The sequence below is a fragment of the Actinosynnema sp. CA-299493 genome (assembly GCF_050946825.1).
Lineage (GTDB): Bacteria > Actinomycetota > Actinomycetes > Mycobacteriales > Pseudonocardiaceae > Actinosynnema.
Window position 1 is genome coordinate 7320430 of sequence record NZ_CP191993.1, and the last position, 26542, is coordinate 7346971.

The window sequence follows — 26542 nt, forward strand, 5'->3', positions numbered from 1 at the left end:
GTCCTACGTTCAACGCGCGAGAGTCCTACGTTCAAGCACCCCGAGTTCAACGCTCAGCGCAGGCGGCACCTGTCCGAGTGTTGAATTCAGGGTTCGTGAACGTAGGACTCTCGCGGCGTGGAGGTAGGACTCTCGCGGGTCAGCGGGGGGCGGGGGCGGTGGAGGAGCGGACGACCAGTTCCGGTTCGAAGAGGAGTTCCTCGTCGGGGACCGGGGTGCCGGCGATCTGGTTCGCCAGCAGTTCGACGGCGGCGCGGCCCATCGCCTCGATCGGCTGGCGGACCGTGGTCAACGGCGGTTCGGTGCAGGTCATGAGCGGCGAGTCGTCGTAGCCGACCACGGACACGTCGTGCGGCACCTTGAGGCCGTGCCGACGCACGGCACGCACCGCGCCCAGGGCCAGGGGGTCCGAGGCGCACAGGATCGCGGTGACGCCCCGGTGCAGCAGTCGGGTGGTCGCGGCCTGCCCGCCCTCCAGCGAGAACATCGCGTGCTCCTCGAACAGCTCCACCCCCGCCCCCGACGCGCACGACACCAACGCGGTCAGCTTCCGCCGCGACGGCATGTGGTCCGACGGACCCAGCACCGCCCCGATCCGCGTGTGCCCCAGCGCCACGAGGTGCCCGAACGCCTGCTCGACCGCCACGGCGTCGTCGCACGACACCCGCGGGAACCCGAGATCCTCTATGGCCGCGTTCACCAGCACCGCGGGCAGCTTGCGCCGCGTCATCTGCCGGTAGTGCTCGTGCGACGCGTCCGCCTGCGCGTACTGCCCGCCGGCGAACACCACCCCGGACACGTGCTGCTCGAACAGCAGCTCCAGGTAGTCCGCCTCGGTCACGCCGCCGGCGGTCCGGGTGCACAGCACCGGCGTGAAGCCGCGCTGCGCGAGGGCGTTGCCGACCACGTCGGCGAACGCGGGGAAGATCGGGTTCTGCAGCTCCGGCAGCACCAGGCCGACCAGCCGGGCGCGTTCACCGCGCAGCTGCGTCGGCCGTTCGTACCCGAGCACGTCCAGCGCCGTGAGCACGGCCGACCGCGTCGCGTCGGACACCCCCGGCTTGCCGTTGAGCACCCGGCTGACCGTCGCCTCGCTCACGCCGACCTTCGCGGCCACTTCCGCCAACCGCCGTTGCGTCATGGAGCAACTGTACGGCAGGACTTACGTTCCGCTTGCGTTGACTTGCACTCATTTGCGAGTTCGACGGCGGCCCGCAACACCGAGCGCCGCGGCACGACCCGGTCCACGAGTCCGATGCGCAACGCCTCCTCGGCACTCACGCGCCGTGCCACCAGCACCTGATCGCCCGTCACCCGACCGCAGGTCACCCACCCGAGCCCGCCATCGGCGGCCAGCACCCGCCAGTCACACGCCATGGCCAGCTCCGCCGCCTCGCCGGACGGGCTGCCGCCGATCGCCGCGACCACCGGCACGGGCAGGTTCGCCAGCTCGTCGCCCACCCCCCGCAACGCCGCCGCCACCGCCTCCCGCTGCGCCACCGACCCCCGGACCAGCCGCTCGGTGTCGGCGGCGCACAGGCCGGGTTCCACCACGAGCACGACCGCACGGGCGCAGGCCAGCACGGGCAGCAGCGCGCGCACCTCGGCCAGCACGGTGTCCGACGGCTCCTCGATCCGGATGACCGCGATTCCGCCGGAGACATCGAGTGAGACGGTCATGAGCCGCCATCGTGGCCGACGGTTCCCCCGGTTGTCATGTTCCACCCCACCATCGGGTGATGGCGGGGTACAACTCCACTGTGAAGCGGTGGGTGGTGGCGGTGGCGTTGGTCGGCCTGACCGGGTGCGCGGTGCCCGTGACGGGACAGCCGACAGCCGGTCCGGTGTCGTCGGTCTCCGGCACGAACGGGGCCGAGCCCGAGGTCGTGCGCTGGATGAACAACTTCTGCGGCGTGGCGAAGTACATGGTCGCCTCGGGCGGGGTGTCGTTCGACCAGACGCAGACCGACCCGGTCGAGGCCAAGAAGGCGGTCGGCGACTCCCTCGGCCGCGTGATCGACGTGCTCGACGTCGTCCTGCACGACCTGGACGAGCTGACCCCGGCCCCCTCCCCCGCCGCCGACACCGCGGTCGAGGTCATCAGCGAGCCGTTGACCAGGGCACGGGACAAGTTCGTCTCGGCCAAGTCGACGGTCGACGCGGCGGCGGAGATGACCACCGACGTCTTCTCCACCGTCATCCAGGACATGACCGAGGCCGTCACGGTGATGAACGAGGCCGTGGAGAAGATGGGCGTGGTCTCGCTGCCGGACGAGTTCCGCGACGCCGCCGGCCAAGCCGAGAACTGCGCGAGCTGACGGCCGCACCGGCCGTTCACCTCTCCGTAGTGGGCTGGTGACCTGCGGTGGGAGCCGATTCCGCACATCTGCGGCCCCACACCCGCGCACCCGCAAATCTGGGGGCAGTGCCCCCATGTGCGCCACCGCACGCCCATGACACGTTGTGCGCGTGTTCCCCTCCGCCGTCGACCGGCCGCCCGCAGCGTGGTGGCTCAGCGGTGTGCGCGGGAACCCCCAAGAGCTGGTCGTCCCCCGTGGACGGCCCTCATGGGCCGCGTTCGTGGAACGCGCCACCACGACCGCGGCCCGTGCAGACTTCGCCGGCGACCGTCCGGACAGCGACAACCCGGACAGCGGTAGCCCGGCCGGCGACGATCCGAACGGCCACGCCGACAACCCGGCCGAGGCGTTCGCGTTCGCGCTGAGACCCCTGGTGCGCGCGGCGGTCGCCCTCGACCCCAGGCTGGACGCCGACTTCGCCCGCGCGCTGGGCAAGCGGCTGGCCCGGATCGCCGCGCGCACGCTCGTGCTGGAGCTGAACCTCGACCGGGTCGGCGGACGGCTGGCCGGTGACACGCCGCGGGAGCGGTTCGCCGACTTCGTCCGGGGCGTCGACCTGCCCGCGCTGTTCGCCAGGTACCCGGTGCTGGCCCGGCTGCTCGGCCAGGCCTGCCTGCACGCGGTCGAGGCGCACGCCGAGCTGCTCGACCGGTTCGCCGCCGACCGGCCGGCGATCGTGCGGACCCTGCTCGACGGGCGCGACCCCGGCCCGCTCGCGCACGTGGAGACCGGGCGGGGAGACCCGCACGCGCGGGGGCGTTCGGTGGCCGTGCTGACCTTCGCCGACGGCCGCCGGGTGGTCTACAAGCCCCGGTCGGTGGCGTTGCACCAGGCGTTCGCGGACCTGGTGACGTGGTTCGACGGGCACACCGGCCTCGGCCCGCGGCTGCCGCGCGCCCTCGCCGGACCGGGGCACGGGTGGCTGGAGTTCGTCGAGCACCGCCCGTGCGCGGACGTCACCGAGGTCGGCCGGTTCTACCAGCGGCTCGGCGCGCTGATCGCGCTGCTGTACGCGGTGGACGGCACCGACATGCACTACGAGAACCTGATCGCGGCGGCCGACCAGCCCGTGCTGGTGGACGTGGAGACGCTGTTCCACCCCACCGTCGGCACGCCGGCGGACCCGGCGGTCCGGGCGCTGGCCCGGTCCGTGCACCGCACCGCCGTGCTGCCGCGCGTGCTGCTGGGCGAGCACGGCGCGCTGGACGTCGGCGGCATGGGCGGCGACCACGGCGACCGGCCGCCGACCGAGGGCGTGGCCTGGCTGCACCCCGGCACCGACCGGATGCGCCTGGTCCGCAGGCCCGCGCCGATGCCGCCCGCGCGCAACCGGCCCGTGGTGGACGGCGTGGAGGCCGAGCCCGCCGACTACCAGGGCGCGCTGCTGGCCGGGTTCCGGATCGGCTACGACGCCCTCTGCGACCACCGCGCCGACCTGCTCGGCCCGAACGGGCTGCTGAGCGCCTTCACCGACCTGCCGGTGCGGTTCGTGCCCCGGATGACCCAGCTGTACGCGACCGTGCTGGACGAGTCGACGCACCCGGACGCGGTGCGCGGCGCGGCGGACCGCCAGGACATCCTCGACCTGCTGTGGGACGGCACGGCGGACGACGACGTGTCCCGCGCCCTGGTCCCGCACGAGATGCGCGACCTGTGGGCGGGCGACGTGCCGCTGTTCACCACCCGGCCGGGCAGCCGCGACGTGTGGACCTCGACCGGGCAGCGGCTGCCGGACCTGCTGCCGTCCTCCGCGCTGGACGCCGTCACGGCCAAGGTCGCCGCGCTGGACGAGGTGGACAAGCACGACCAGCAGTGGCTGATCAGCGCCGGGCTGGCGAGCCGGCCGCGGCCGGTCGACCACCGCACCGGCCGCGGTGTCGCCTCGCCGCTGGAGGCGGGCGTCCCCGATCCGCAACGGCTGCTGGTCGCCGCGTGCGGCATCGCCGACGAGGTGCTGGCGCACGCCACGACCGCCGACGGCCGGGTCAACTGGGTGGGCCTGGAGCTGGTGGACGACCGGCACTGGGCGGTCGCCCCGATGGGCGCGGGCCTGTCCAACGGCTACACCGGCGTCGCGTTGTTCCTGGCGCAGCTCGGCGCGCTCACCGGCGCCGCCCGGTACACCGAGTACGCGCGGGACGCGCTGCGGCCGATCCCCGGCCTGCTGGCCGCGTTCGCCGAGGACGCCGGGATGGCGGCGGCCGTCGGCAGCGGCGCGTTCCACGGGCTGGGCGGCATCTCCTACGCCCTGGCACGGCTGGCGAACCTGCTGGACGACGACGGGATCGGCGACTGGCTGCGCTCGGCCGTGCGGGTCGCGACCGAGGTCGAGGCGATCGGCGAGGACCCGGCCAACGTGGTCGAGGGCTGGGCCGGCGGCCTGGCCGCGATGCTGGCGGTGCGGGCGGAGAGCGGCTTGCCGGCCGCCTGGGCGCTGGCCCGCTCCTACGCCGACCGGCTCACCGCGGCCACCCCCGGCGGCGACGGCTTCGCGCGCGGCCGGGCGGGCGTCGGCTGGGCGTTGCTGCGCTACGCTCGGGCGGCGGGCGACCAGCGCTGCGGTGTGGTCGGCCGGGCGAACCTGCGCGCGGACCACGCGCTGCGGCAACGCCTGCTCGACGTGACCGAGGCGGACCACAGTTGGTGCTCCGGGCTCTCCGGCGCGGTGCTCGCGCACTGCGCGCACCCGGATCAGCCGGTCGACGCGCACACCCTGCACCTCGACCGGTGCCTGAACGCCTTGGCGGTGCACGAACCCTTGCGCGACCTGAGCCTGTGCCACGGTGAGCTGGGCGTGATCGAGGCCCTGACCGTCCTCGCGGAACGCGGGCACGGCCTGGCCGCGGCCATGCGGACCCGGCGCGCGGGACTGGTCCTCGGCGCGCTCGACCAGTACGGGGCGCGCTGCGGCACGCCCGGCGGCGTGCCGTCGGCCGGCCTGCTCACCGGGCTGTCCGGCATCGGGTACGGCTTGCTCCGCCTGGGTTTTCCCGAGCAGGTGCCTTCGGTGCTCCTGCTCGGATCAACGCACGACATCCACCCCCTCGAGGAGAACACCCGATGAACGACGCCAACCGCGACGAGGTCACCACCTGGAGCGAAGACCAGGACGGCGACCACCCCGCCGGGGAGATGGCGCTGTCCCGCAGGGCCAAGGCGGGCGCCCGTGCCCGCGCGCTGGCCGGCCTGACCATGGCCGTCGGCGCGTACGCGGCGGTCGCCGTGGGCGAGAGCACGATGACCACGGTGAGCGCGCCGGGACTGCCCCTGTAACCAGACTTCACCCTGCCGCCGGACTGCCCGCCCACACTGGGGGTGCGGGCAGTTTGGCATGCGGCCGTTCGGCTTGACTAAGGTTCGGCGCATGCACACCCGCGCGCCGGTCGTGGTCGGCCGCGACGAAGAACTCCACGTGCTCGACCGCATGCTGGCCGACGCGGGCACCCACCGGGGCCGCGCGGTGTTCCTCGTCGGCGAACCGGGCATCGGGAAGACCCGGCTGGCGCGCTTCGCCGCCGGCGCCGCCTTCGACCGCGGCATGCGGGTGCTGCGGGGTCGCGGCAGCACGATCGGGCCGATCGTGCCGTTCCGTCCGCTGGCCGAGGCCCTGATGTCCCTGCTGCGCGCCGGGGACGGCCTCGACCTGCGCGAACTGGGCCCGTACCGGTCGGCGCTCGGTCGGCTGGCGCCCGAGTGGGGCGCCGAGGAGCAGCGGCCCGCGCACTCCGTGCTGGTCCTCGCCGAGGCCGTGCTGCGGCTGCTGGCCGTGGTCGGCCGCACGCGGCCGTGCCTGCTCGTGCTGGAGGACCTGCACGACGCGGACGCCGAGACGCTGGCCGTCGTCGACTACCTGGTCGACAACCTCGACCAGGCGCCCGCCGCGCTCCTGGTGACCACCCGCGCGGACCCCGGCCCCACGCTGGACGTGGTCCGTTCGGCCGCGCAACGGCAGGCGGGCGTGCTGGTGGAGCTGCGCCGACTGGACGAGCGCCAGGTGCGCCGGATGGTCGGGCTGTGCCTGGAGGCGGAGGACCACGAGGTGCCCGCCGAGGTCGTGCGCCGGCTGTGGGCCGACAGCGCGGGCAACCCGTTCGTGGTCGAGGAGATGCTGCACGGCCTGGTGAACGGCGGCCTGCTGGTGCGCGGGCCGGGCGGCTGGCAGGTGCTCGGCGAGCTGCGCATCGACGTGCCGTCCGCGCTGGTCCGGCTGATCGCGCGGCGCACCGACCGGCTGGGGCCGCAGGGTCGCGAGGTGCTGTCGGTGGCCGCCGTGCTCGGCCACCGGTTCCCGCTGTCGGTGCTGCGCCGGGTGACCGGCATGGACGACCGCGCCCTGCTGTCGCACCTGCACGCCGGCGTGGCCGCGCAGCTCGTCACGCCGGACGAGCCGGTGCCCGACTGGTACGCGTTCCGGCACCCGCTGACCGCCGAGGCGCTGCTGGCGCAGATGCCGCCGCCGCACCGGGCCGAGCTGGCGCGGCGGACGGCCGACGCCGTCCGGGAGCTGCACCCCGACCTGCCCGGCGAGTGGTGCGCGCTGGTGGCGTCGCTGCGGCTGGACGCCGGGCAGACCGCCGAGGCGGGCGCGCTGCTGGCCGAGGCGGGACGGCGGGCCCTGGCGGGTGGCGCGGCCGGGTCCGCGGTGCGGCTGCTCGACCACGCGCACCGGCTGCTGGCCAGCGAGGTGGACGTGGCGGTCCGCGCCGACGTGCTGGACTCGCTGCTGCCCGCGCTCGCCGAGGCGGGCCAGTTCGAGCGGGCGTTCGCGCTGGTCGACGCGGTGACCGAGCTGAGCGCGGCCGGGTTGGGCCGGGTGCGGCGGGCCGAGCTGCACACCAAGCTGGCGCAGGTGGCCAACACCGCGGGCCGGTGGACCGACGGCATGGCGCACGTGGAGACGGCACGCGCGCTGCTCGGCGCGGACGCGACCGACGAGCACACCGCCCGGCTCGACGCCGTGGCCGCGTTCCTGACGTTGAACCTGGAGGTGCCGGACCGGATCGAGTCGGCCGAGTTCCTGGCCAGGCGGGCGGCCGACGCGGCGAAGCGGGTGCCGCTGCCCGAGGTGGGCTGCGAGACGTGGCAGCTGCTCGGCGTGCTGGCGCGCGACCGCGACCTGGCCGAGGCGGCCGACTGCTTCAGCCGGGCGCGGGCGCTGGCCGAGGAGCACGGGCTGCCCATCCAGCGGGCGTACGCGGTGATCCGGCAGGCCGGGCTGGACTGGCTGGCCGAGGGCAAGGCGGCGGAGCTGGCCGAGGCGCGCGAGGAGGCGTTGCTGATCGGGGCGATCAGCGTGGCCTACAACGTGGACGCGATCCTCGGGCTGGACACCGTGCTGCGCGGGCAGTACGGCGCGGCGGCGGAGCGGCTGACCCGGGTCGTCGCGGACACCCGGCGGCTGCAACTGCGGAACCTGACCCTGTACGGGTTGATGGCGCAGGCCACGGCGGCGGCGCACCAGGGCAAGCGGGCCGAGATGGACGCCGCGATCGAGGCGTTCGACGAGGTCGGCGGGGTCGGCTCGCAGGAGCGTCCGCTGTGCTTCGGGTTGGCGCGGGCGTTCTGCGCGCTGCTGGAAGAGGACCGGGTGGGCGCCGGGCACGACCTGGCGCGGGCCATCGCGCACGAGGCGGAGACGCCGACCGTGTACCACCTGTCGGGCCGGCACGGGTTGCAGCTGCTGCTGGACGCGTTGTCGGGCGGGTTGGACCTGGCCGGCTACCGCGCGGTGACGCGGTCGGCGGCGGCCCGGATGCGGTGGAACCGCGGCTTCGCGCAGTTCGCGCTGGCCGTGCTGCTGGGCAGGCTCGGCCGGGAGGCGGAGGCGGCGCAGGCCGTGCGCGCGGGCCGCGAGGCGGCGGCGATCCACCCGCTGGCCCGCCACCTGGGGCTGCGGCTGGTGGCCGAGGCGGCGGTGGCCGACGGCTGGGGCGAGCCGGTGAGCTGGCTGCGCGGCGCCGAGGAGTACTTCCACCAGGCCGGGCAGCCCGCCGTGGCCAGCGCGTGCCGCGGCCTGCTGCGGCAGGTCGGCGCGTCGGTGCCGCAGCGGCGGACCGGGTCCGACCAGGTGCCGCGCGAGCTGCGGGCGCTGGGCGTGACCGTGCGCGAGTTCGAGGTGTTCCGGCTGCTCGCGGGGCGTCTGGGCAACAAGGCGATCGCCACCCGGCTGCACATCTCGCCGCGCACGGTGGAGAAGCACGTGGCGAGCCTGATCGCGAAGACCGCGCGGCCGGACCGGGAGTCGCTCAGCGCGTTCGCCGCGTCGCTCGGACCCGCCGACCGGCCCTAGCAAGGCGGTCGCGGGTCCGTTAGACCTGGTGCGGTGAGAATCCTGGTGGCAGTGGCGCTGATGACGGCTCTGGTCGGCGGGGTGGCGCAGGCCTCCCCCGGCACACCGGAGGCCGGCACGCCGGACACGACTCGCGGGCCGTGCGCGTACACCGCGACGCCGGACGAGCCGGCCGCCCGGCCCGTGCCGCTGCCGCCCGACCCGCGGCACACGCCCGACCGCGGTCACGCCGAGGTGCTGCTGAAGACCAACCGGGGCCCCGTGCCGCTCGTGCTGGACCGCGCGAAGGCGCCGTGCACCGTCCAGAGCTTCCTGCACCTGGTGCGGCAGAAGTTCTACGACGACACGACGTGCCACCGGCTCACGGCGTACCCGACGTTGAAGGTGCTGCAGTGCGGCGACCCCTCGAACACGGGTGAGGGCGGTCCGGGCTACCGGTACCGGGACGAGCTGCCGACCGACCTCGCGCCCGTCCCGAACGACCCCACGGGCCTGCGCCGCGTCTACCCGCGCGGCACCCTGGCCATGGCCAACGCGGGCCCGGACACCAACGGCAGCCAGTTCTTCCTGGTCACGTCGGACTCCGTGCTGCGGCCGAACTACACCGTCTTCGGTCGCGTCACGGCCGCCGGGCTCGCCACCCTGGACGAGGTCGCCGCCGGCGGCATCGCGCCGAACCCGGACAGCGAGGTCGACGGCCGGCCCGCCCTGACCACGGACGTCCAGCGGGTCAAGCGCGCCGGCTAGGAGACGGGTGCGCTCACCCGGATGTCGGCGTTCCAGTCGGTGAAGCGGTGCAGGGTGCGCTGGAAGACGTTGTCCTCCAACGTCTTCAGCACCTGCTCCACCCGCACCGGCAGGTCGCCCGGACCCACCCACACGGTGGCGGACGCGGTGAAGCCCGACTCGTAGGCCGCCAGCAGCTGGGCGCGCCGCGAGCTGTCGGGCGTCCGCTCGGCTTGCAGCCGCAGGTCGACCAGGAGCGTGTAGCGGCGCGTCGACACGCCGTCGAGCTCCTCGTCGCCCTGCTCGACCAGCAGGCTCCCGGCCAGCGACTCCACCACCGACGCCGGGTCGACCTCGTCGGCCAGGCCGGCGACCGTGGTGTCCGCCCGCACGGGCGCGCGGTCGGTGAGGTCGAGCCTGGTCCACGTGCCGCCGTCGGTTCGAGAGTAGCCGGCGTCGGCCAGCACGACGACGTCGGTGGACGCGTCCTGCCGCAACGACACCAACCGGCCCTCACGGGCGTGCAGCAGGCCGCCGTCGAACGTCACGCGCCGCCCGGTCAACGTGGTCTCGGCCGTGAACCGGACCGACCCCTGCTCGTCGGCGCGGGCGGCCAGGCCGGTGATCAACGTGGCGCTGTCGCCCACCGCCGGGCCGAGGGTCGGCGTCGGCAGGGCTGTCCGCTCCGCGCAGCCCGCCAGCGACACCCCGGCCAGCAGCAACGCGACGACGGACCTGCGCATGTCTCTCCCAGCGGACGGTGAACAAGGCCCATCCTCCCCCACCGGCGACCTATGAGGAGTGCGAACCCCGAAAGTGCCTCGGCTACCGTCGTGGCCATGCCTCACGTGCTCTCCGTCAACGTCGGCTCCCGCGTCGAGTTCGACCAGGCCGCCGTCGGTCACACCGGGATCGGCAAGGGCCCCGCGCCCGGCCCCGTGGACGTCCGCGCGCCCGGCCGGGTCGGCAGCGGCCTCGTCGGCGACCACATCTCCGACGGGCGCCACCACGGTGGCGACGACCAGGCCGTTTACGCCTACGCGCGGGAAGACCTCGACGCGTGGGCGGCGGAGTTGGGTCGCGCAGACCTGCGGCCCGGGCTGTTCGGCGAGAACCTGACCACGGTGGGCGTCGACGTGTGCGGCGCGCGGATCGGGGAGCGGTGGCGGATCGGCCGGCTGCTGCTCCAGGCGACCAGCCCGCGGGTGCCGTGCCGGACGTTCGCCGAGGTGATGGCGGAGCGCGGGTGGGTGAAGACGTTCACCCGACGCGGGCTTCCCGGCACGTACTTCCGCGTCCTGGAGCCCGGCACGATCACGGCGGGTGACGAGATCACGGTCGAGCACCGGCCCGACCACGACGTCACGATCGCGCTCGCGTTCCGGGCCCTGACGTTGGAGCCGGCGTTGCTGCCGGGCCTGCTGGCGGCCGGCGACGACCTGCCCGAGGACCTGCGACGCCGGGTCGAACAGCGGACGTTCGACCCGGCGTGACGACAGCCGCGCCCAGGGGCGCGGCTCATGGCGCTCAGGCCAGCGCGGACAGCTTCTCGAACTCCTCGTCGGTCAGCTCGACGCGCGCCGCCGCCAGGTTCTCCTCCAGGTGCGCGATCGAGGACGTGCCGGGGATCGGCAGCACCACGGGCGACTTGCGCAGCAGCCACGCCAGCGCCAGCTGCGCGGGCGTGGCGCCGTGCTCCTTGGCCGCCGCGTCGAGCACGCCGCCCGGGCGGGCCAGCTCGCCGGTCGCCACCGGGAACCACGGGATGAACGCGATGCCCAGCTCGGTGCTGCGCTCCAGCACGGCCTCGTGGCCGCGGTTGGCCAGGTTGTACAGGTTCTGCACGCTCACGATCGGCGCGACCGCCCGTGCGGCTTCGAGCTGGTCGACGTCCACCTCGGACAGTCCGATGTGCCGGATCTTGCCCTCTTCCTGCAGCTTGCGCAGCTCGCCGACCTGGTCCTCCAGCGGGTAGTCCGGGTCGACGCGGTGCAGCTGGTAGAGGTCGATGCGCTCGACGCCGAGCCGGACGAGGCTGGTCTCCACGGCCTGCCGCAGGTACTCGGGCTTGCCGAGCACGGGCCACTCGTTCGGGCCGGTGCGCAGCAGGCCGCCCTTGGTCGCGATGACCAGGTCGTCCGCGTACGGGTGCAGGGCCTCCCGGATCAGCTCCTCGTTGATGTGCGGGCCGTAGGAATCCGCGGTGTCGATGAAGTTGACGCCCAGCTCGACCACCCGGCGCAGCAGCGCGATGGCGTTGTCGCGGTCGGCCGGGTACCCCCAGATGCCCTCACCGGTGAGCCGCATCGCTCCGTAGCCGAGGCGGTTGACGGTCAGGTCGCCGCCCAGCGAAAAGGTCTCAGACACCTCTGGTGCTCCTCGTGACTCAGGTGTTGCTCGGTCTCTTCTCGCGCCAACCAGACGGAGTGCGCCGGTTGTTCCCGTTCGGGTTGATCATCTCGGCGCACGTCCACCTGGTGGACCCCTGACGGCCCCCTACTGCTTGGCGACGAGCGTGAGCACGTCGTACCTGGCCACCGACTCGCCCTTCTGGTTGACCAGGTCGGCGTCCCAGCGGACCTCGCCGTAGTCCTGGTCCTCACGCGGCGTGATCTGCTTCGCGGTCAACGTCACGGTCAGCTCGTCGCCGGGGAACGTCGGCGTGAGGAACCGCAGGTTCTCCAGCCCGTAGTTGGCCAGCACCGGCCCCGGCTCGGGCGAGACGAACAGGCCCGCCGCGAACGACACCACCAGGTACCCGTGCGCGACCCGACCGCCGAAGAACGGGTTCGCCGCCGCGGCTTCCTCGTCCATGTGCGCGTAGAACGTGTCGCCGGTGAACTCCGCGAAGTGCTCGATGTCGGCCAACGTCACCGCGCGCGGCCCGGCCACCACCGTGTCGCCGATCCGCAGCTCGCGCAACGACTTGCGGAACGGGTGCACGTCCGACTCGGTGCGCGGCGCGCCCGTCACCCACCGCCCGGTGACCGCGCTCAGCACCCGCGGGCTCGCCTGAACCGCCGTGCGCTGCATGTGGTGCAGCACGCCCCGGATGCCGCCCATCTCCTCGCCGCCGCCCGCCCGGCCCGGACCGCCGTGCACCAGCATCGGCAGCGGCGAGCCGTGGCCCGTGGACTCCTTGGCGTCGTCGCGGTCCAGCACCAGGACGCGACCGTGCCACGGGGCCACGCCCAGCACCACGTCCCGCGCGAAGTCGGCGTCGTGCGTGACGACGGAGCCGACCAGGCTGCCCGCGCCCCGGGCGGCCAGCTCGACCGCGTGCTCGGCGTCGCGGTAGGCCATCAGCGTCGACACCGGCCCGAACGCCTCCACCTCGTGCGGCTGGGCGTGGTCCGGGTCGGCCTTGAGCAGCACCGGCGACAGGAACGCGCCGCGCTCGGCGTCGGCGTCCACCACGTCCACGTGGTCCGGCGAGCCGTAGACGACGTCACCGACCTCCAGCAGCGCCTTCAGCGACCGGCGGACCTCCTCGCGCTGCTCCAGCCCGGCCAGCGCGCCCATCCGCACGGTCTCGTTGGCGGGGTTGCCGATCACGACCTTCGCCAGGCGCGCGGCGGTGGCGTCGGCGACGGCGTCCAGGAGGGAGGCGGGGACCAGGGCGCGCCGGATCGCGGTGCACTTCTGGCCTGCCTTGACCGTCATCTCGCCGACGAGCTGCTTGACGAACAGGTCGAACTCGGGCGTGCCCTCGACCGCGTCCGGGCCGAGGATCGAGCAGTTCAGCGAGTCCGCCTCGGCGTTGAAGCGCACGCTGTTGCGCACCACGGCCGGGTGGGTCCGCAGCACCTGGGCGGTGGACGCGGAGCCGGTGAAGCCGACCAGGTCCTGGCCGGTCAGGTGGTCGAGCAGGTCTCCCGCGCCACCGGTGACGAGCTGCAGGGAGCCTTCCGGGAGCAGGTCCGAGGCGAGCATCAGCTCGACCAGCTTCTCGGTCACGTAGGCCGTCTGGGAGGCGGGCTTGATCAGCGAGGGCACGCCCGCGATGAAGGCGGGCGCGAACTTCTCCAGCGGGCCCCACATCGGGAAGTTGAAGGCGTTGATCTGCACGGCCACGCCGCGCAGCGGGGTCGCGATGTGCCGGCCGACGAACGTGCCGCCCTTGCTCAGCGGCTCGACGTCGCCGTCCACGTGGATCTTGGCGTTGGGCAGCTCGCGCTTGGCCTTGCTCGCGTAGCCGAACAGCACGCCGATGCCGCCGTCCACGTCGATCAGGGAGTCCGTCCTGGTGGCGCCCGATCGGGCGGACAGGGCGTACAGCTCGTCGCGGTGCTCCCGCAGGTGCGCGGCGAGGGCCTTGAGCAGGGCGGCGCGCTGGTGGAACGTCAGCTCCCGCAGCGCCGGTCCGCCGACGCGCCTGCCGTGGTCCAGCGCCGCCGCCATGTCGATGCCCCGCGACGAGATGCGGGCGATCTCCTCGCCGGTCACCGCGTCGTGCAGCGGCGCTCCTTCGACGGACGGGACGTGCCAGCGACCTGACACGTAGCTGCGCAGCATGGCCATCGGTGTCGACCTCCTCGTCGGGCCGGTGGGTGTCCCGGCATGACCCGACAGTAAAGCCTCCGTACTTTCATCGTGACTTGATACAAGGTCATCGAGTAAGTTCTGGCTGCCGTCGCCAGAGTGAGAGGAGTGTCGATGAGGACACGAGTGGTGGTGAGCGCGGTCGTGCTCGCCCTCAGCGGGCTGGCCGTGCCGGCCGCCCAAGCCGCACCCGCCCCCGCGCCGGGCGCCGCCGACGTGGGCACCATGGCGGTGACGTTCGCCGAGGAGTTCAACGGCTCGGCGGGCACGCGGGTCGACGCCTCCAAGTGGAACACGGAGGTCGGCGACAACGGCGGCAACAACCGCGAGCACCAGTACTACACGACGTCGGCGAGCAACGCGGCCATGGACGGCGCGGGCAACCTCGTCATCACCGCGCGCAAGGAGAACCCCGGCAACTACAACTGCTGGTACGGCCGGTGCCAGTACACCTCGGCCCGGATCAACACCGCGGGCAAGTTCACCACCACCCACGGCAAGGTCGAGGCGCGGATGAAGATGCCGCGCGGCAAGGGCATCTGGCCCGCGTTCTGGATGCTCGGCCAGGACATCAACTCCGGCAACCCGTGGCCGAACAGCGGTGAGATCGACATCATGGAGTTCCTGGGCCACGACCTGGACACCGTGTACGGCACCATCCACGGTCCCGGCTACTCCGGCGCGGGCGGCATCGGCGCGCCGTTCAACGGGCCGAACTTCGCCGACGGCTTCCACACCTTCGCCATCGAGTGGTCGCCCACCGGCATCGCGTGGTCCGTGGACGGCAACGTCTACCAGCGCCGCACGCCCGCCGACGTCGGCGGCAACCAGTGGGTGTTCAACAAGCCGTTCTTCATCATCCTGAACCTGGCGGTCGGCGGCGAGTGGCCGGGCTACCCGGACGCCTCCACCACGTTCCCGCAGCAGTTCGTGATCGACTACGTGCGGGTGTCGACGGTGGACGGCACCCCGCCCGCCAACGGCCGGATCACCGGGATCGGCGGCAAGTGCGTGGACGTGGCCGGCGCGAACTCCACCAACGGCACGCCCGTGCAGTTGTACGACTGCAACGGCACCGCGGCCCAGCAGTGGTCGCGTCCGGGCGACGGCACGATCCGCGCGCTGGGCAAGTGCCTGGACGCGGCGTCGGGCGGCACGGCGGACGGCACGCTGGTCCAGCTGTGGGACTGCAACGGCAGCGGCGCGCAGAAGTGGGCGGTGAGCGGCGCCAACGACATCGTGAACATCCAGGCGAACAAGTGCCTGGACGCGTCGAACAACAGCTCCGCCAACGGCACCCGGCTGCACCTGTGGACGTGCACCGGCGCCGCGAACCAGAAGTGGACCGTCGCGTGACCGAACGCGGCATGATCAGGACATGCACAGCCTGATCAGAGCGGAAGCGGCCAAGGCCGACCACGACCGCCGACTCTCCCCGGCGGTCGTGGCGGCACTGGTCGAGGCGGGCGCGACGCGGATGCTCGCGCCCGCCTCCCTCGGCGGCGGCGAGGTGGACCTGCCGTCGTGGGTGGCGGCGATCGAGGACCTGGCCCGTGCCGACGGATCGGCCGGGTGGACCGCGATGACGACCAGCGCGACGTCGTCCCTGGCCTGGTACCTGCCGCCGGACACGGCCGCCGAGGTGTTCGGCTCGCCGAAGTCGGTGATCGCGGGCACGGCCGCACCGGTGGGCGGGGTCGTCGCGGCGGACGGCGGCCACCACGTGACCGGCCGCTGGGGCTGGGGCAGCGCGGTGCCGCTGTGCGACTGGGTGGTCGGCGGCGCGATGACCCCGGACGGCCCGCGACTCATGATCTTCCCGTCGTCCGACGTGACGGTGCACGACACCTGGCACGCGACCGGCCTGCGTGCGACGGAGTCCCACGAGTGGGAGGTCGCGGACGCGTTCGTGCCGGCCCGCCGCCAGGTGTGGCCACCGGCCGTGCGGGTGTCCGGGCCGTTGCCGGCGTTCCCGTTCTTCGCGTTCCTGGCCGTCGGGGTGGCGGCGGTGGGCTTGGGGATCGCCGCGCGGGCGGTCGAAGAGGTCGAGGCGTTGGCGGTGACCAAGACGCCGCAGCACAGCCGCGGTCTGCTCGCCGAGGAGGCGGACGCGCAGCGCGACCTGGGCGTGGCCGAGGCACGGCTGTCGGCGGCGCGGGCCTTCCTGCACGCCGAGGTGGCGGCCCGCTGGGCGTCGGCGGTGGCCGGCGTGCCGAGCACACCGCAGGACCGGGCACGGCTGCGCCTGGCGTGCTCCCACGCCGCGACGGAAGCCGCGTCGACCACCCGCCTCGCGTTCGACATCGGCGGCGGCAGCTCCGTCTTCGAGTCCTCACCGCTCCAGCGCTGCCTGCGAGACGCCCAGGTGGCCGCCCAACACGCCATCGTCTCCCGCCGCCTGTTCGAGACCTACGGCAAGGTCAAACTGGGCATCCCCACCGACACCACCCGCCTCTGACCCCGCCCTCTCCCCCTGGCTGATGACCTCCTCCGCCCGCTGACCCGGACCGTGGTGCTCCCTGGTGACCCGGATGTGGTGTCCCGTGTGGCCGGAATGTGGTGTCCCTGTTCGGCCGGAATGTGGTGGCGACCGGAACCGTTGACCTCGTCGTGAGGCTTTCCGTGCTGGACCGGTCGCGGGTGCGGGCCGGGAGCGGCCACCCCGAGGCGCTGCGCGACACGGTCGCGTTCGCCCGCCAGGCGGAACAGCTCGGCTACCACCGCTTCTGGGTCTCCGAGCACCACGGCGTGCCGGGCGTGGCCGGTTCCGCGCCGACGGTGCTGGCGGCGGCCGTCGCCGCCGCGACGTCCCGGATCAGGGTCGGCACCGGTGGCGTGATGCTGCCCAACCACCAGCCGCTGGTCGTCGCCGAGCAGTTCGGGGTGCTGGAGTCGCTGTTCCCTGGCCGGATCGACATGGGCCTCGGGCGGTCGGTCGGCTTCATCGAGGCGGTCCGCAAGGCGTTGGGGCGCGACAAGGAGGACGCCGCCGACTTCGGTCCCGCGCTCACCGAACTGCTGGGTTACTTCACCGGCGACCAGGCGGTGCGCGGCTACCCGGCCGACGGCCTCCGCGTGTCGCCGTTCGTCCTGGCCACCGGCGCCGGCGCGCGCGTGGCCGCGGCACACGGCGTCCCGCTGGTCATCGGCTCGTTCCGCGGCGAAGACGCCATGATCGACGCCGTCACCACCTACCGCGCCGAGTTCCGCCCGTCGACCTGGGCGGCGGAGCCGTACGTGGTGATCTCCTCGACGGTCGCCGTCGCGGACACCACCGAGGACGCCTGGCGACTCCTCGTGCCGGAGGCGTGGGCGATGGCCCACTCCCGCACCCGAGGCGAGTTCCCGCCGCTGAGCTCGCCGGACGACATCCTCGCCCAGCCCATGACCAGCCGTGAGCGCAGGTTGTTCGAGCAGTCGCTCCAAGGCCACGTCCACGGCACGCCGTCGGAAGTCGCCAAGTCCCTCGACACCCTCCTCCACCGCACCGCCGCCGACGAGGTCCTCGTCACCACCAGCACCTACGACCGCGCCGCCATGCTCGACTCATACCGCCGACTGGCCGAGCTCTACCTCTGACCGACCGCCGCCTGCGGTCAGCTCTCGGCACTCCGGTTCGCCGCGTGCTGCGCCAACTCGACCTCGATGAACGCCCCGATCATCGCCCGCCACACCGCCTCCGCCACCACCGGCTCCAACCCGACCCCCACTGCCCGCTCCCGCACCGACGCGATCACCTTCGCCACGCGATCCGGCGCACGAACCGCCTGATCGTCCGCCTTGAACACCGCGGCAGCCCGCACCAGTTCCTGTCGTTGCGCCAGGAGGCGCACCAGCTCGGCGTCGATCACATCAATGCGCGCCCGCACCTCGGCCAATGACGCCGGCGGCAACGTCGAGGGCGGCGACGGAAGCGGTGATGAAGAGTCAAAGTCGGACACATCCATCATCATCCCCGACCCACCCAACACCGCACCGCAACCCTCACCACCGGTGGGCCTCCGCCGGCCATCCCGTCACTGACACGGCAGGCACCCAGCGTTCGGCTCACAGCACCTACCTGGCGTTCTACCGTGCGGCGGCACGCAGTACGCGGTGCGGCGGTGCCGGCAACCGGTCCTCTTCATCCCGTCCGCCCGGCGATGTGCGCAGGATGGCACCGCACTCGTTCGCACAGCGCGCCAACCCGGCAAATGCCAGGCCGAGCGGCATCAGCCAGCCGCTCGTCCGCACGGCGCGGTCACCCTCACAGAACGTCAGGCAAGCGCCGCGGGGCAGGCAGGTCCGTTCGCAGTCCCGCAAAACGCTTGCGGCACTGCGAGCGAACACGGGTCGGTTGTGGCACAGACCCGCCCGACCCGGCGTGGTGTGACGCGGGGCCTGAGGACAACCGGTGGATATGTGGTTGGGAGGTGATCAGTGGTCGCGTTGCTGTTCGGCCAGGAAGCGTTCGAATTCCGCGCCGAGTTCGTCCGCGCTGGGCAGCGGTTCGTCGTCGTTGATCAGCAGGTTGTCCGAGGCCTCGGTGAAGGCGTCGTACTGCCGCTCCAGCGCCTCGACGACCTGCGCGACCTCCGCCGACTCCGACACCTGGCGGGTGATCTCGGCGTCCGTCCGCCGGGCCGCCTCGTTCAGCGCAGCCGCCTGGACGACCAGGCCCGTCGACTTCGTCAACGCCTGGAGCAGACTCAACGCGGCGGCGGGGTAGGTGCCCTGCGCGAGGTAGTGCGGCACGTACGCGGCGAAGCCCATGGCGTCGTGACCGGACTCACCGAGCCGCAGCTCCAGCAGCGCCGACAGGTTGCCCGGCACCTGCACCCGGCTGAACGGCGAACCCTCCACGACCAGTTCCGGCCTGGTGGCGTGCGAGATCACCGACAACTTCCGGGTGTGCGGCACGCCCATCGGGATGCCGTGGAAGCCGATCGCGAGGCGCAAGCCCCACCGCTCGATCAGCGACCGCACCGCCGCGACCACCGCTTCCCACCGGCGATCCGGCTCGGGACCGGTCATCAGCAGGAACGGCGTGCCCACCGCGTCGTGCATCAGGTGCACGACCAGCTCAGGCGCGTCGTAGGACTCCCACCGGTCGGTGGCGTAGGTCATCGTCGGCCGCCGGGCGCGGTAGTCGATCAGGTCGTCGATGTCGAACCGGGCGATCACCCGGTGTTCGTGCACCTCCAGCAGGTGGGCGGCCAGCGCCGCGCCCGCCGCACCGGCGTCCATGAAGCCGTCGAAGTGGTGCAACAACACCGCTCCGGTCAGGTCCGGGACGTCGGAGTCGACCTCGAACAGATCCTCCGGGTCCAGCGCCACCGCGTGCCTCCCCAAGTGCTCACATGCCAGTCCTCCTATCCGTCAACGTCGACCGACCGCTGATCCATTCCCCGATCCCGTCGAGCATTCGAGCAAGACCGAATTCGAAGAGCGTGTCCAACCTCAAGTCCAGGTCGGAGGCCACCACGCGGCTGAACATCGGGAACTTCCCGGTGGCGACGATGTCCAGCAGGGCCGGCGCCTGCTGGACCATCCACTCGCCCTCGGCGATCCCGGTACCGCGACCCTGCTCGACCTCCGGTTCGAGGTTCACCGCAACACCTCGCACGAAGCCGAACACCGTCACGGCGGCGTGCATCATCTCCTCCAGGCTCAGCCCCTTCCCGTCGAGCGCTCGCAGGATCCACTCGGTGTGCGCGACCGCGCTGGGGAGCAGTTGCGGCCTGGTCAACGACATGGCCGGCGCCAGCCACGCATGTTCCTGGAACAACTTCCACTGCACTCTCGCGCACACCTCCAGCCGTTCCCGCCAGGTCTCGGGCCCGGGCTCGGGCAACGCCTCCTTCCTCAACACCTGGTCGATCATCCGGAGGACCAGTTCGTCCTTGTTCTCCACGTGCCGGTACAGCGACATGGTCGCCACACCCAGCTGTGACGCCACCCGCCGCATCGACAACCCGTCGAGCCCTTCCTCGTCCGCCAAGCGGACCGCCGCGAGGACCAGTCGCTCGCCGGTCAGGTCGGTTTCCCGTGCGCGCGGCCGCACAGGCTCCCCACCTTCCGACGACACGACCGTGCCCACCCCGGCCACGGGACGCACGAAGCCCTCGGAGCGCAAGGTGACCAGCACCTTGGTCGCGGTGGCCATCGCGACGTTCCACCGCACGGTGATCTCGCGCGTGGACGGCACGCGATCACCCGGCCTCAGCCGGCCCGACTCGATCGATTCGCGGATCTCGCGCGCTATCCGCTGGTAGATCGCGTCATTCATGCCCGCCTCCTCGAAGGTAGTGCACCGGATGCTATAGCACTAGTGCACTATCGAGTGATTGACCACGCAGAACACTGATGTACGTTGTACGCATGAACACCGTAATGATCTCCGGTACCGGCATCGCCGGCCCCACGCTCCCCTGCTGGCTGCGCCATCACGGCTCCATCCCGACTGTCGTCGAGCGGGTGCCGGCGCCACGACCCGGCGATCAGGCCGGCGACCTGCGCGGAACGGCACGCGAGGCCACTGAGCGGATGGGCGTGCTCGACCACGTGCGCACCACCACGCCGCCCGACCCGACGAGCGACTCGGGCGGCGTGATCGCCGAGCTGGAGATCCTGCGGGGCGACCTGGTCCGCGTCCCCCACGAGGCGACCGCGACCGGGGCCGAGCACGTCTTCGGCGACGGCACCACCTCGCTCACCCAGACCGGGTTCCGGGGCGGCGGTGACCTTCGAACACGACGAGCCACGCACGCTCGACCCCGTCATCGGCGCGGACGGGTCGCACTCCGGGGTCCGGTCGCCGGCGTTCGGCCCCGAGCCGCGGTTCGCGCACGACCTCGGCGCCTGCATCACCGCCTTCGGCACGACTCAACGGAAAGACCTGTGCGGTTGGCAGCCGATGCACACCGTGCCCGGTCGTAGCGCAGCCATCGGCTCCACTCCGGACGGCTCCGCCAAGGCGATGTTCGTGTTCGCCTCGCCCGGCGGAACACGACCTGCGTAACCCGGCACGGCAGCGCGGGCTGATCGCCACCACGTTCGCGGACGACGGGTGGGAGGTGCCCAACTGCCCGGAATATGCGCCACGCGCCCGACTTCCACTTCGACCGGCTCTGCCGGATTCGGATGACCACCTGGTCGGACGGCACGAACATGGCGTGGGTCGGGCGCGTGCGTCCCCGCAGGCGAGCCGACCACCACACCGGACCACGTCACGGCGTTCGGACGGTACGAGGAGGTGATGCGCGAGTACGTGAGACGGTGCCAGAAGTTCGCGCTGGGCGGGTCGCCCAGCCTGCTGCCGAAGTCGCGGGTGTTCATCCGCATGCGCGACTTCACGCGGCGCGTCGTCGCGGGATTACCGGCCCCGGAGCTTGACCTCCAGCTGGCTCCAGGTCTTACGTTCCGGGCATGGACATGGAGACCACGGCCTGGATGTCGCTGTACCACGTGACGAACGCGCAGGACGACAAGCGGCCGTTCTCCGTCGCCACGTTCCGCCGGATCTGGGCGTTCGCCCAACCGCACCGGGTGAGGTTGGCCCAGTACCTCACCCTGAGCGTGGTCGTGGCGGTGCTGGCGGTGGTGACACCGGTCCTCGCGGGCCGGATCGTGGACGCGATCGTCAACGGCTCGGCCTACCAGGTCGTGCTCGTGCTCGCGGCCGTCATCGCGGGCATCGCGATCGTCGAGGCGGGGTTGGGCCTGGTGACGCGGTGGCTGTCCGCGAGCATCGGCGAAGACCTGATCCTCGACCTGAGGACCACGGTGTTCGACCACGTGCAGCGGATGCCGATCGCGTTCTTCACCCGCACCCGCACCGGGGCGCTGGTGAGCCGGCTCAACAACGACGTGATCGGGGCGCAGCGGGCGTTCAGCGACACCCTGTCCAGCGTGGTGGGCAACCTGGTCACGTTGGCGCTGACGCTGGCGGTGATGATCAGCCTGTCGTGGCAGATCACGCTGCTCGCGCTGGTGTTGCTGCCGGTGTTCGTGGTGCCGGCGCGACGGATGGGGACGCGGTTGGCGCGACTCGAACGTGAGGCGGCCAACCACAACGCCACGATGGGCACGCAGATGACCGAGCGGTTCTCGGCGCCGGGCGCGACGCTGGTGAAGCTGTTCGGCAGGCCCGCGCACGAGTCGGCCGAGTTCGCGACGCGGGCGCGGCGGGTGCGGGACATCGGGGTGCGCACGGCCATGGTGCAGACCGTGTTCCTGACCGCGCTGACGCTGGTCTCGGCGCTGGCGTTGGCCGTGGTGTACGGGTTGGGCGGGTTCTACGCGCTGCGCGGCGAGTTGGACCCGGGGTCGGTGGTGGCGCTGGCGTTGCTGCTGACCAGGCTGTACGCGCCGCTCACGGCGCTGGCCAGCGCGCGGGTCGAGGTGATGAGCGCGCTGGTCAGCTTCGAGCGGGTCTTCGAGGTGCTCGACCTGAAGCCGTTGATCACCGAGAAGCCCGACGCGAAGTCCGTGCCGGACGGTCCGGTGTCGGTGGAGTTCGAGAACGTCCGGTTCGCCTACCCGGCGGCGGACAAAGTGTCCTTGGCGTCCTTGGAAGAGGTCGCGGTGCTCGACAACCGCGGCGGAGTGGAGGTGCTGCACGACGTGTCGTTCCGGGCCGAACCGGGCCAGGTGGTGGCGTTGGTCGGCTCGTCGGGCGCGGGGAAGTCCACGATCGCCTCGTTGTTGCCCCGGCTCTACGACGTGGACTCGGGGACGGTGCGCCTGTCCGGTGTGGACGTGCGCGACCTGTCCGCCGACTCGGTGCGCGGCGCGTTGGGCATGGTGACGCAGGACGGTCACCTGTTCCACGAGTCGATCCGGTCGAACCTGTTGCTCGCCCAGCCGCAGGCGACCGAGGCCGACCTGTGGGAGGTGCTGGGCCGGGCACGACTGGCCGATCTGGTGGCGTCGCTGCCGGACGGGCTGGACACCGTGGTCGGCGAGCGCGGCTACCGGTTGTCCGGCGGTGAGCGGCAGCGGTTGACGATCGCCCGGCTGCTGCTGGCGAAGCAGCGCGTGGTGATCCTGGACGAGGCCACCGCGCACTTGGACTCCACCTCGGAGGCGGCGGTGCAGGCGGCGTTGGGCGAGGCGTTGCACGGGCGGACGGCGGTGGTGATCGCGCACCGGCTGTCGACGATCCGGGCGGCCGACCTGATCCTCGTGGTGGAGGGCGGTCGGGTGGTGGAACGGGGCACCCACACCGAGTTGCTCGCCGCGGGCGGGCGTTATGAAGAGCTGTACCGGACCCAATTCGCAGAGGAGGCGCGAACGTCGTAACCAACACCTACGCGCGGCGCACCGCGTCGTCGGCGGCGGCCGTCGTGCCGGCGGTGGCATCAGCGGCGACGAGACCGAGGATGCCCACGGCCGGCTCGCACCGGGGGTCTTCTGGTGCGAGCCGGCCGGCGCAGAACCACCGCAGCGGCCCGGCGATCAACGGCTCGGCGCCAGAGCGCAGGCGCACCCACGCTGCGGTGCCGACGTGTGAGATGCCCGACGTGTGTGGTGCCCGACGTGTGCCGGAGGTCGATCGGGTCGTCCGCCGACAGCGCCGGCCACCGCGTCGGCGTGGTGCCTGTCGACCAGTGCGTTCCGATCACCCGCACCACGTTGACCAGTGGCAACGCTATCTCGGTTGCCCGTGGGCGGTGGGTCGGCACAATCGTCGTCATGCGCACCATCGGGTTGATCGGCGGGATGAGCTGGGAATCGTCCGCCGAGTACTACCGGCTGCTCAACGAGGAGACGCGGCGCAGGCTCGGCGGTCACCACTGCGCGCCCAGCCTGCTGCTGACCGTCGACTTCGCCGAGATCGAGGAGTTGCAGCGGACGGGCCAGTGGGAGCGGTCGGGTGAGGTGCTGGCCGAGGCCGCGCGCAAGCTCGGAGGCGCGGGCGCCGAGTTGGTCCTCTTGTGCACCAACACCATGCACAAGGTCGCCGACGCGATCACGGACGCCGTCGAGGTGCCGTTCGTGCACATCGTGGACGCCACGGCGAGGAGGTTGACCGAGTACCGCAAGGTCGGTCTGCTCGGCACGCGGTTCACCATGGAGGAGGACTTCTACCGCGACCGGATGCGCGGGCACGGCATCGAGCTGGTCGTCCCGGACGAGCCGGACCGCACGCTCGTGCACGACGTGATCTACCAGGAGCTGACCAGGAACCGGGTCGAGCCGGCGTCACGCGCCGCCTACCGGGACGTGATGGCACGCCTGGTCGACCGGGGCGCGGAAGCGGTGATCCTGGGCTGCACCGAGATCACCCTGCTGGTCGACCAGTCCGACAGCACCGTGCCGCTGGTCGACTCCACCCGCGTCCACGTGGAGACCGGCGTCGACCTCGCGCTGGCCTAGACCCCGGCCGCGCGCCACCGAGCAGCCGGATCCTGCCAGGTCAGGGTTTCCCCTGAGGCTCGGCCCGGTCGTGTGCGGCAGAGTGGACGGCATGGAGATCACCCCGCGCGCCCTGTTCGGACTGGCCAGGACGACCGTCGAGACCGCCGTGTCGGTGCCGGGCCGCGTGCTCGACCTGCTCGGCGCGGCGGAGGCCGTCGTGCGCCGTGCCGATGAGATGGTCACCCGCACCGAACGGGTGCTGGCCGAGACCGAGGCGCTGGTCGGGCGGGCGAAGGCGGTCACCGCGACGGCCGAGGACGTCACCACCGACGTCGGCCGCACCGCCCGGACGTCACGCGAGCTGCTGGACAGCTACGCGCCCATCGCGAAGAAGGCGCAGCCGCTGGCCCAGCGGTTCGTGGACGACCTGTCGCCCCACGAGGTGGACGCCGCCGTGCGGCTGGTGGACCAGTTGCCGGTGCTGACCAAGCACCTGATCGAGGACGTGCTGCCGATCCTGGCCACGCTGGACCGCGTCGGGCCGGACATCCACCAGCTGCTGGACGTCACCAACGACGTCCGGCAGGCGATCCTGGGCATCCCCGGGTTCACCTTCATGCGCCGCCGCGGCGAGGCCAAGGAAGACGACTAGGCGCACCGGCGTTATTCGCGCGATCACGAGTTCGACGCGCCGCGTTCTTGTCACCACGTGAGTGCCGTCAGCGACACCCCAACAATGTCCGGTGCGTTGTTTAGCGGGTTTCGAAGGTTTTCCGGGCAACCCTTGCCGCTGGTCCGCGCACCTCATTAGCTTCCGTCGAGTCGGCAGATTTCCGGCAGATTCGAGGAAGGACCACCCGTGAGGTTGAAGACCATACTGGGCGCGGGCGTGACGTCCGGGTTCGTCGTGGCCGGTCTGCTCGTCGGCGTCGGCACCGGCTCGGCCGCGCCCGTCCAGGTCGACAAGACGCTGACGTTCACCTGCCCGTTCCCGCTGATCGGCAACCAGGTGCTGAGCACCCGGATCCGGGCCACGATCGACGCGCCGGCCTCGGTCGGCGGCGAGGTGAAGACCACGGACTTCTCCGCGACGGTCACCGTGCCGCCGACCGCGACGCAGGGCCTGACGCTGGTCGGCTCCGCGACGGTGGAGGGCTCCGCCGAGGCGGGCGTGACGCTGGACAACGCCGGCGGCAAGATCGACATCGGGATCCCCGGCCTGACCGTGCCGAAGACCCCGGTGCCCGCCGAGGGCGCGTTCGACGTGGTCGCGAGCGGCCCGGTGCCGACCGCGGTGATCACCGGAGCGGGCACGACGACGGTGACGGTCGGCAACTACAGCACGACGTTGACCCCGAAGAAGACCGACGGGACCGACACCGGGCTCGGCACGTTCACGTCCGACTGCGTGCTGGACCCGGGCCAGGACCCGACGCTGATCCGGTTCGACGTGTCGGGCGGCGGCCCGACGACGACGACGACGACCACAACTACTACAACGACGACCACCGTCCCCACGACAACCACGACCACGACGACCCGGCCTCCCGGCGGCATCAAGCACGCCTACTCGCTGAACGGCACGTCGAAGATCAAGAAGCTGGGTGGCGCGGTCGCGCTCGGCCCCGGCAGCCTGAACGCCGACCTGGACCTGGCCACCGGCGCCTTCACCGGCGACCTGGCGCTGCCGCCGACCTCGGGCAGGTTCAGCCTGTTCGGGTTCGTGCCGGTGAAGGCGAAGATCGAGTTCGTGCCGGCGGGCAAGACCACCGGCACGCTCACCGCCGGCGCGGTGAGGTCGAGCTCGAAGGTCACCATCAAGCTGCCGTCGGTCACCGCGTTCGGCATCCCCATCAGCCACGACCCGAACTGCCGCACCACCACGCCCGCGGACATCGGACTGGCCTCGGCGGCGGGCTTCGACCCGCTCAAGGGCGGTGAGCTGTCGGGCACGTACACGATCCCGGCGCTGACGGGCTGCGGTCCGCTCAACGACTTCGTCAGCGGTCTCACCGCGGGTCCGGGCAACACGATCAACCTGACGCTCACCGCCAAGACCGCATGAGAACCACGGGAAGCCCACCGGAGACCGCCGCGTCCGACCGCGGCGGTCTCCTCAGCACCCGGGCGGATCAGCGGTTGGAGGAGGGGGAGGATGTCTTTCGCGGACCGACACGTCCCAGGAAATGTGACGGAGATAATGCGCAGTGCATTAATACGGGCCGGCCAGTCCGGGTCGACCGGTCGACTTGTCATCCGCGTGCGTGTTTCCACAACCGAAGTT

The 26542-nt window shown here is 72.3% G+C and carries 24 protein-coding genes; 14 read left to right on the forward strand and 10 right to left on the reverse strand.

The window, feature by feature from the left end; genetic code table 11:
• Positions 1-139: 139 nt before the first annotated feature.
• Entirely contained in the window at positions 140-1141 is a 1002-nt protein-coding gene (locus tag ACQPYE_RS30745) for a LacI family DNA-binding transcriptional regulator (protein WP_498716401.1), read from the reverse strand.
• Positions 1138-1680 (reverse strand): enoyl-CoA hydratase/isomerase family protein, encoded by a 543-nt coding sequence (locus ACQPYE_RS30750; RefSeq protein WP_498716402.1) that lies wholly within the window; start codon positions 1678-1680, stop codon positions 1138-1140. Before ACQPYE_RS30750 ends, ACQPYE_RS30745 begins: the two co-directional genes overlap by 4 nt.
• A 59-nt stretch (positions 1681-1739) precedes the next feature.
• On the opposite strand from ACQPYE_RS30750, the gene ACQPYE_RS30755 reads away from it, so the two are divergent.
• The 5 genes from ACQPYE_RS30755 (at position 1740) to ACQPYE_RS30775 (ending at position 9396) form a co-directional block, all read left to right on the forward strand.
• Positions 1740-2318, forward strand: coding sequence for a hypothetical protein (locus ACQPYE_RS30755; protein ID WP_498716403.1), 579 nt, complete (start codon positions 1740-1742; stop codon positions 2316-2318).
• A 151-nt stretch (positions 2319-2469) separates the two neighbouring features.
• A complete protein-coding gene (locus ACQPYE_RS30760) occupies positions 2470-5424 on the forward strand; it encodes a type 2 lanthipeptide synthetase LanM family protein (protein WP_498716405.1) in 2955 nt (984 codons plus the stop codon).
• Positions 5421-5633 (forward strand): hypothetical protein, encoded by a 213-nt coding sequence (locus ACQPYE_RS30765; protein ID WP_498716407.1) that lies wholly within the window; start codon positions 5421-5423, stop codon positions 5631-5633. Before ACQPYE_RS30760 ends, ACQPYE_RS30765 begins: the two co-directional genes overlap by 4 nt.
• 91 nt (positions 5634-5724) lie before the next feature.
• A complete protein-coding gene (locus tag ACQPYE_RS30770; protein WP_498716408.1) occupies positions 5725-8649 on the forward strand; it encodes an ATP-binding protein in 2925 nt (974 codons plus the stop codon).
• Positions 8650-8709: 60 nt separating this feature from the next.
• Positions 8710-9396 carry a peptidylprolyl isomerase gene (locus ACQPYE_RS30775; RefSeq protein ID WP_498723018.1) on the forward strand — a complete coding sequence of 229 codons (687 nt, stop codon included), beginning with the start codon at positions 8710-8712 and terminating at the stop codon, positions 9394-9396.
• Here ACQPYE_RS30775 and ACQPYE_RS30780 read toward each other — a convergent pair.
• Entirely contained in the window at positions 9393-10118 is a 726-nt protein-coding gene (locus ACQPYE_RS30780; protein WP_498716409.1) for a hypothetical protein, read from the reverse strand. The two genes, ACQPYE_RS30775 and ACQPYE_RS30780, sit on opposite strands and share 4 nt — an antisense overlap.
• Positions 10119-10214: 96 nt before the next feature.
• Between ACQPYE_RS30780 and ACQPYE_RS30785 the strand changes: the two genes are divergently transcribed.
• On the forward strand, positions 10215-10868 hold the full coding sequence (locus ACQPYE_RS30785) for an MOSC domain-containing protein (protein WP_498716411.1): 654 nt from the start codon (positions 10215-10217) through the stop codon (positions 10866-10868).
• A gap of 34 nt (positions 10869-10902) precedes the next feature.
• On the opposite strand, the gene ACQPYE_RS30790 is transcribed toward ACQPYE_RS30785, so the two are convergent.
• A complete protein-coding gene (locus ACQPYE_RS30790) occupies positions 10903-11742 on the reverse strand; it encodes an aldo/keto reductase (protein WP_498716414.1) in 840 nt (279 codons plus the stop codon).
• A gap of 129 nt (positions 11743-11871) precedes the next feature.
• On the reverse strand, positions 11872-13896 hold the full coding sequence (gene paaZ, locus ACQPYE_RS30795) for a phenylacetic acid degradation bifunctional protein PaaZ (RefSeq protein WP_498716415.1): 2025 nt from the start codon (positions 13894-13896) through the stop codon (positions 11872-11874).
• 135 nt (positions 13897-14031) lie between these two features.
• Between paaZ and ACQPYE_RS30800 the strand changes: the two genes are divergently transcribed.
• The 3 genes from ACQPYE_RS30800 to ACQPYE_RS30810 all read left to right on the forward strand — a co-directional run bounded on the left by ACQPYE_RS30800 (position 14032) and on the right by ACQPYE_RS30810 (position 17496).
• Positions 14032-15273, forward strand: a complete 1242-nt coding sequence (locus ACQPYE_RS30800; protein ID WP_498716417.1) for a ricin-type beta-trefoil lectin domain protein — start codon at positions 14032-14034, stop codon at positions 15271-15273.
• A gap of 22 nt (positions 15274-15295) precedes the next feature.
• The gene (locus tag ACQPYE_RS30805) at positions 15296-16375 is read left to right on the forward strand and encodes an acyl-CoA dehydrogenase family protein (protein ID WP_498716419.1); all 1080 of its coding nucleotides are present in this window, start codon (positions 15296-15298) and stop codon (positions 16373-16375) included.
• Positions 16376-16527: 152 nt separating this feature from the next.
• Entirely contained in the window at positions 16528-17496 is a 969-nt protein-coding gene (locus tag ACQPYE_RS30810; RefSeq protein ID WP_498716421.1) for an LLM class flavin-dependent oxidoreductase, read from the forward strand.
• 17 nt (positions 17497-17513) lie between these two features.
• Here ACQPYE_RS30810 and ACQPYE_RS30815 read toward each other — a convergent pair whose 3' ends face one another.
• The 4 genes from ACQPYE_RS30815 to ACQPYE_RS30830 all read right to left on the reverse strand — a co-directional run bounded on the left by ACQPYE_RS30815 (position 17514) and on the right by ACQPYE_RS30830 (position 20612).
• The gene (locus ACQPYE_RS30815; RefSeq protein WP_498716422.1) at positions 17514-17870 is read right to left on the reverse strand and encodes a chorismate mutase; all 357 of its coding nucleotides are present in this window, start codon (positions 17868-17870) and stop codon (positions 17514-17516) included.
• A gap of 463 nt (positions 17871-18333) precedes the next feature.
• On the reverse strand, positions 18334-19233 hold the full coding sequence (locus tag ACQPYE_RS30820) for a proteasome assembly chaperone family protein (RefSeq protein WP_498716423.1): 900 nt from the start codon (positions 19231-19233) through the stop codon (positions 18334-18336).
• 19 nt (positions 19234-19252) lie between these two features.
• Complete coding sequence (locus ACQPYE_RS30825) at positions 19253-20185, reverse strand: TetR/AcrR family transcriptional regulator C-terminal domain-containing protein (protein WP_498716424.1); 933 nt, start codon at positions 20183-20185, stop codon at positions 19253-19255.
• Between the two features lie 211 nt (positions 20186-20396).
• A complete protein-coding gene (locus ACQPYE_RS30830) occupies positions 20397-20612 on the reverse strand; it encodes a hypothetical protein (RefSeq protein ID WP_498716425.1) in 216 nt (71 codons plus the stop codon).
• Between the two features lie 23 nt (positions 20613-20635).
• On the opposite strand from ACQPYE_RS30830, the gene ACQPYE_RS30835 reads away from it, so the two are divergent.
• Together ACQPYE_RS30835 and ACQPYE_RS30840 are read left to right on the forward strand one after the other, a co-directional pair.
• Positions 20636-20917 carry a hypothetical protein gene (locus ACQPYE_RS30835; RefSeq protein WP_498716426.1) on the forward strand — a complete coding sequence of 94 codons (282 nt, stop codon included), beginning with the start codon at positions 20636-20638 and terminating at the stop codon, positions 20915-20917.
• Positions 20918-21324: 407 nt separating this feature from the next.
• Positions 21325-23199, forward strand: a complete 1875-nt coding sequence (locus ACQPYE_RS30840; RefSeq protein WP_498716428.1) for an ABC transporter ATP-binding protein — start codon at positions 21325-21327, stop codon at positions 23197-23199.
• A gap of 7 nt (positions 23200-23206) precedes the next feature.
• Here the strand turns inward: ACQPYE_RS30840 and ACQPYE_RS30845 are convergent, their stop codons facing one another.
• Positions 23207-23386: a hypothetical protein gene (locus ACQPYE_RS30845; RefSeq protein ID WP_498716430.1), complete on the reverse strand. Its 180-nt coding sequence runs from the start codon at positions 23384-23386 to the stop codon at positions 23207-23209.
• 206 nt (positions 23387-23592) lie between these two features.
• On the opposite strand from ACQPYE_RS30845, the gene ACQPYE_RS30850 reads away from it, so the two are divergent.
• The 3 genes from ACQPYE_RS30850 (at position 23593) to ACQPYE_RS30860 (ending at position 26323) form a co-directional block, all read left to right on the forward strand.
• On the forward strand, positions 23593-24276 hold the full coding sequence (locus ACQPYE_RS30850; RefSeq protein ID WP_498716432.1) for an aspartate/glutamate racemase family protein: 684 nt from the start codon (positions 23593-23595) through the stop codon (positions 24274-24276).
• A gap of 91 nt (positions 24277-24367) precedes the next feature.
• Positions 24368-24910 carry a hypothetical protein gene (locus ACQPYE_RS30855; protein WP_498716433.1) on the forward strand — a complete coding sequence of 181 codons (543 nt, stop codon included), beginning with the start codon at positions 24368-24370 and terminating at the stop codon, positions 24908-24910.
• 207 nt (positions 24911-25117) lie between these two features.
• Entirely contained in the window at positions 25118-26323 is a 1206-nt protein-coding gene (locus ACQPYE_RS30860; protein WP_498716434.1) for a DUF6801 domain-containing protein, read from the forward strand.
• Positions 26324-26542: the final 219 nt, after the last annotated feature.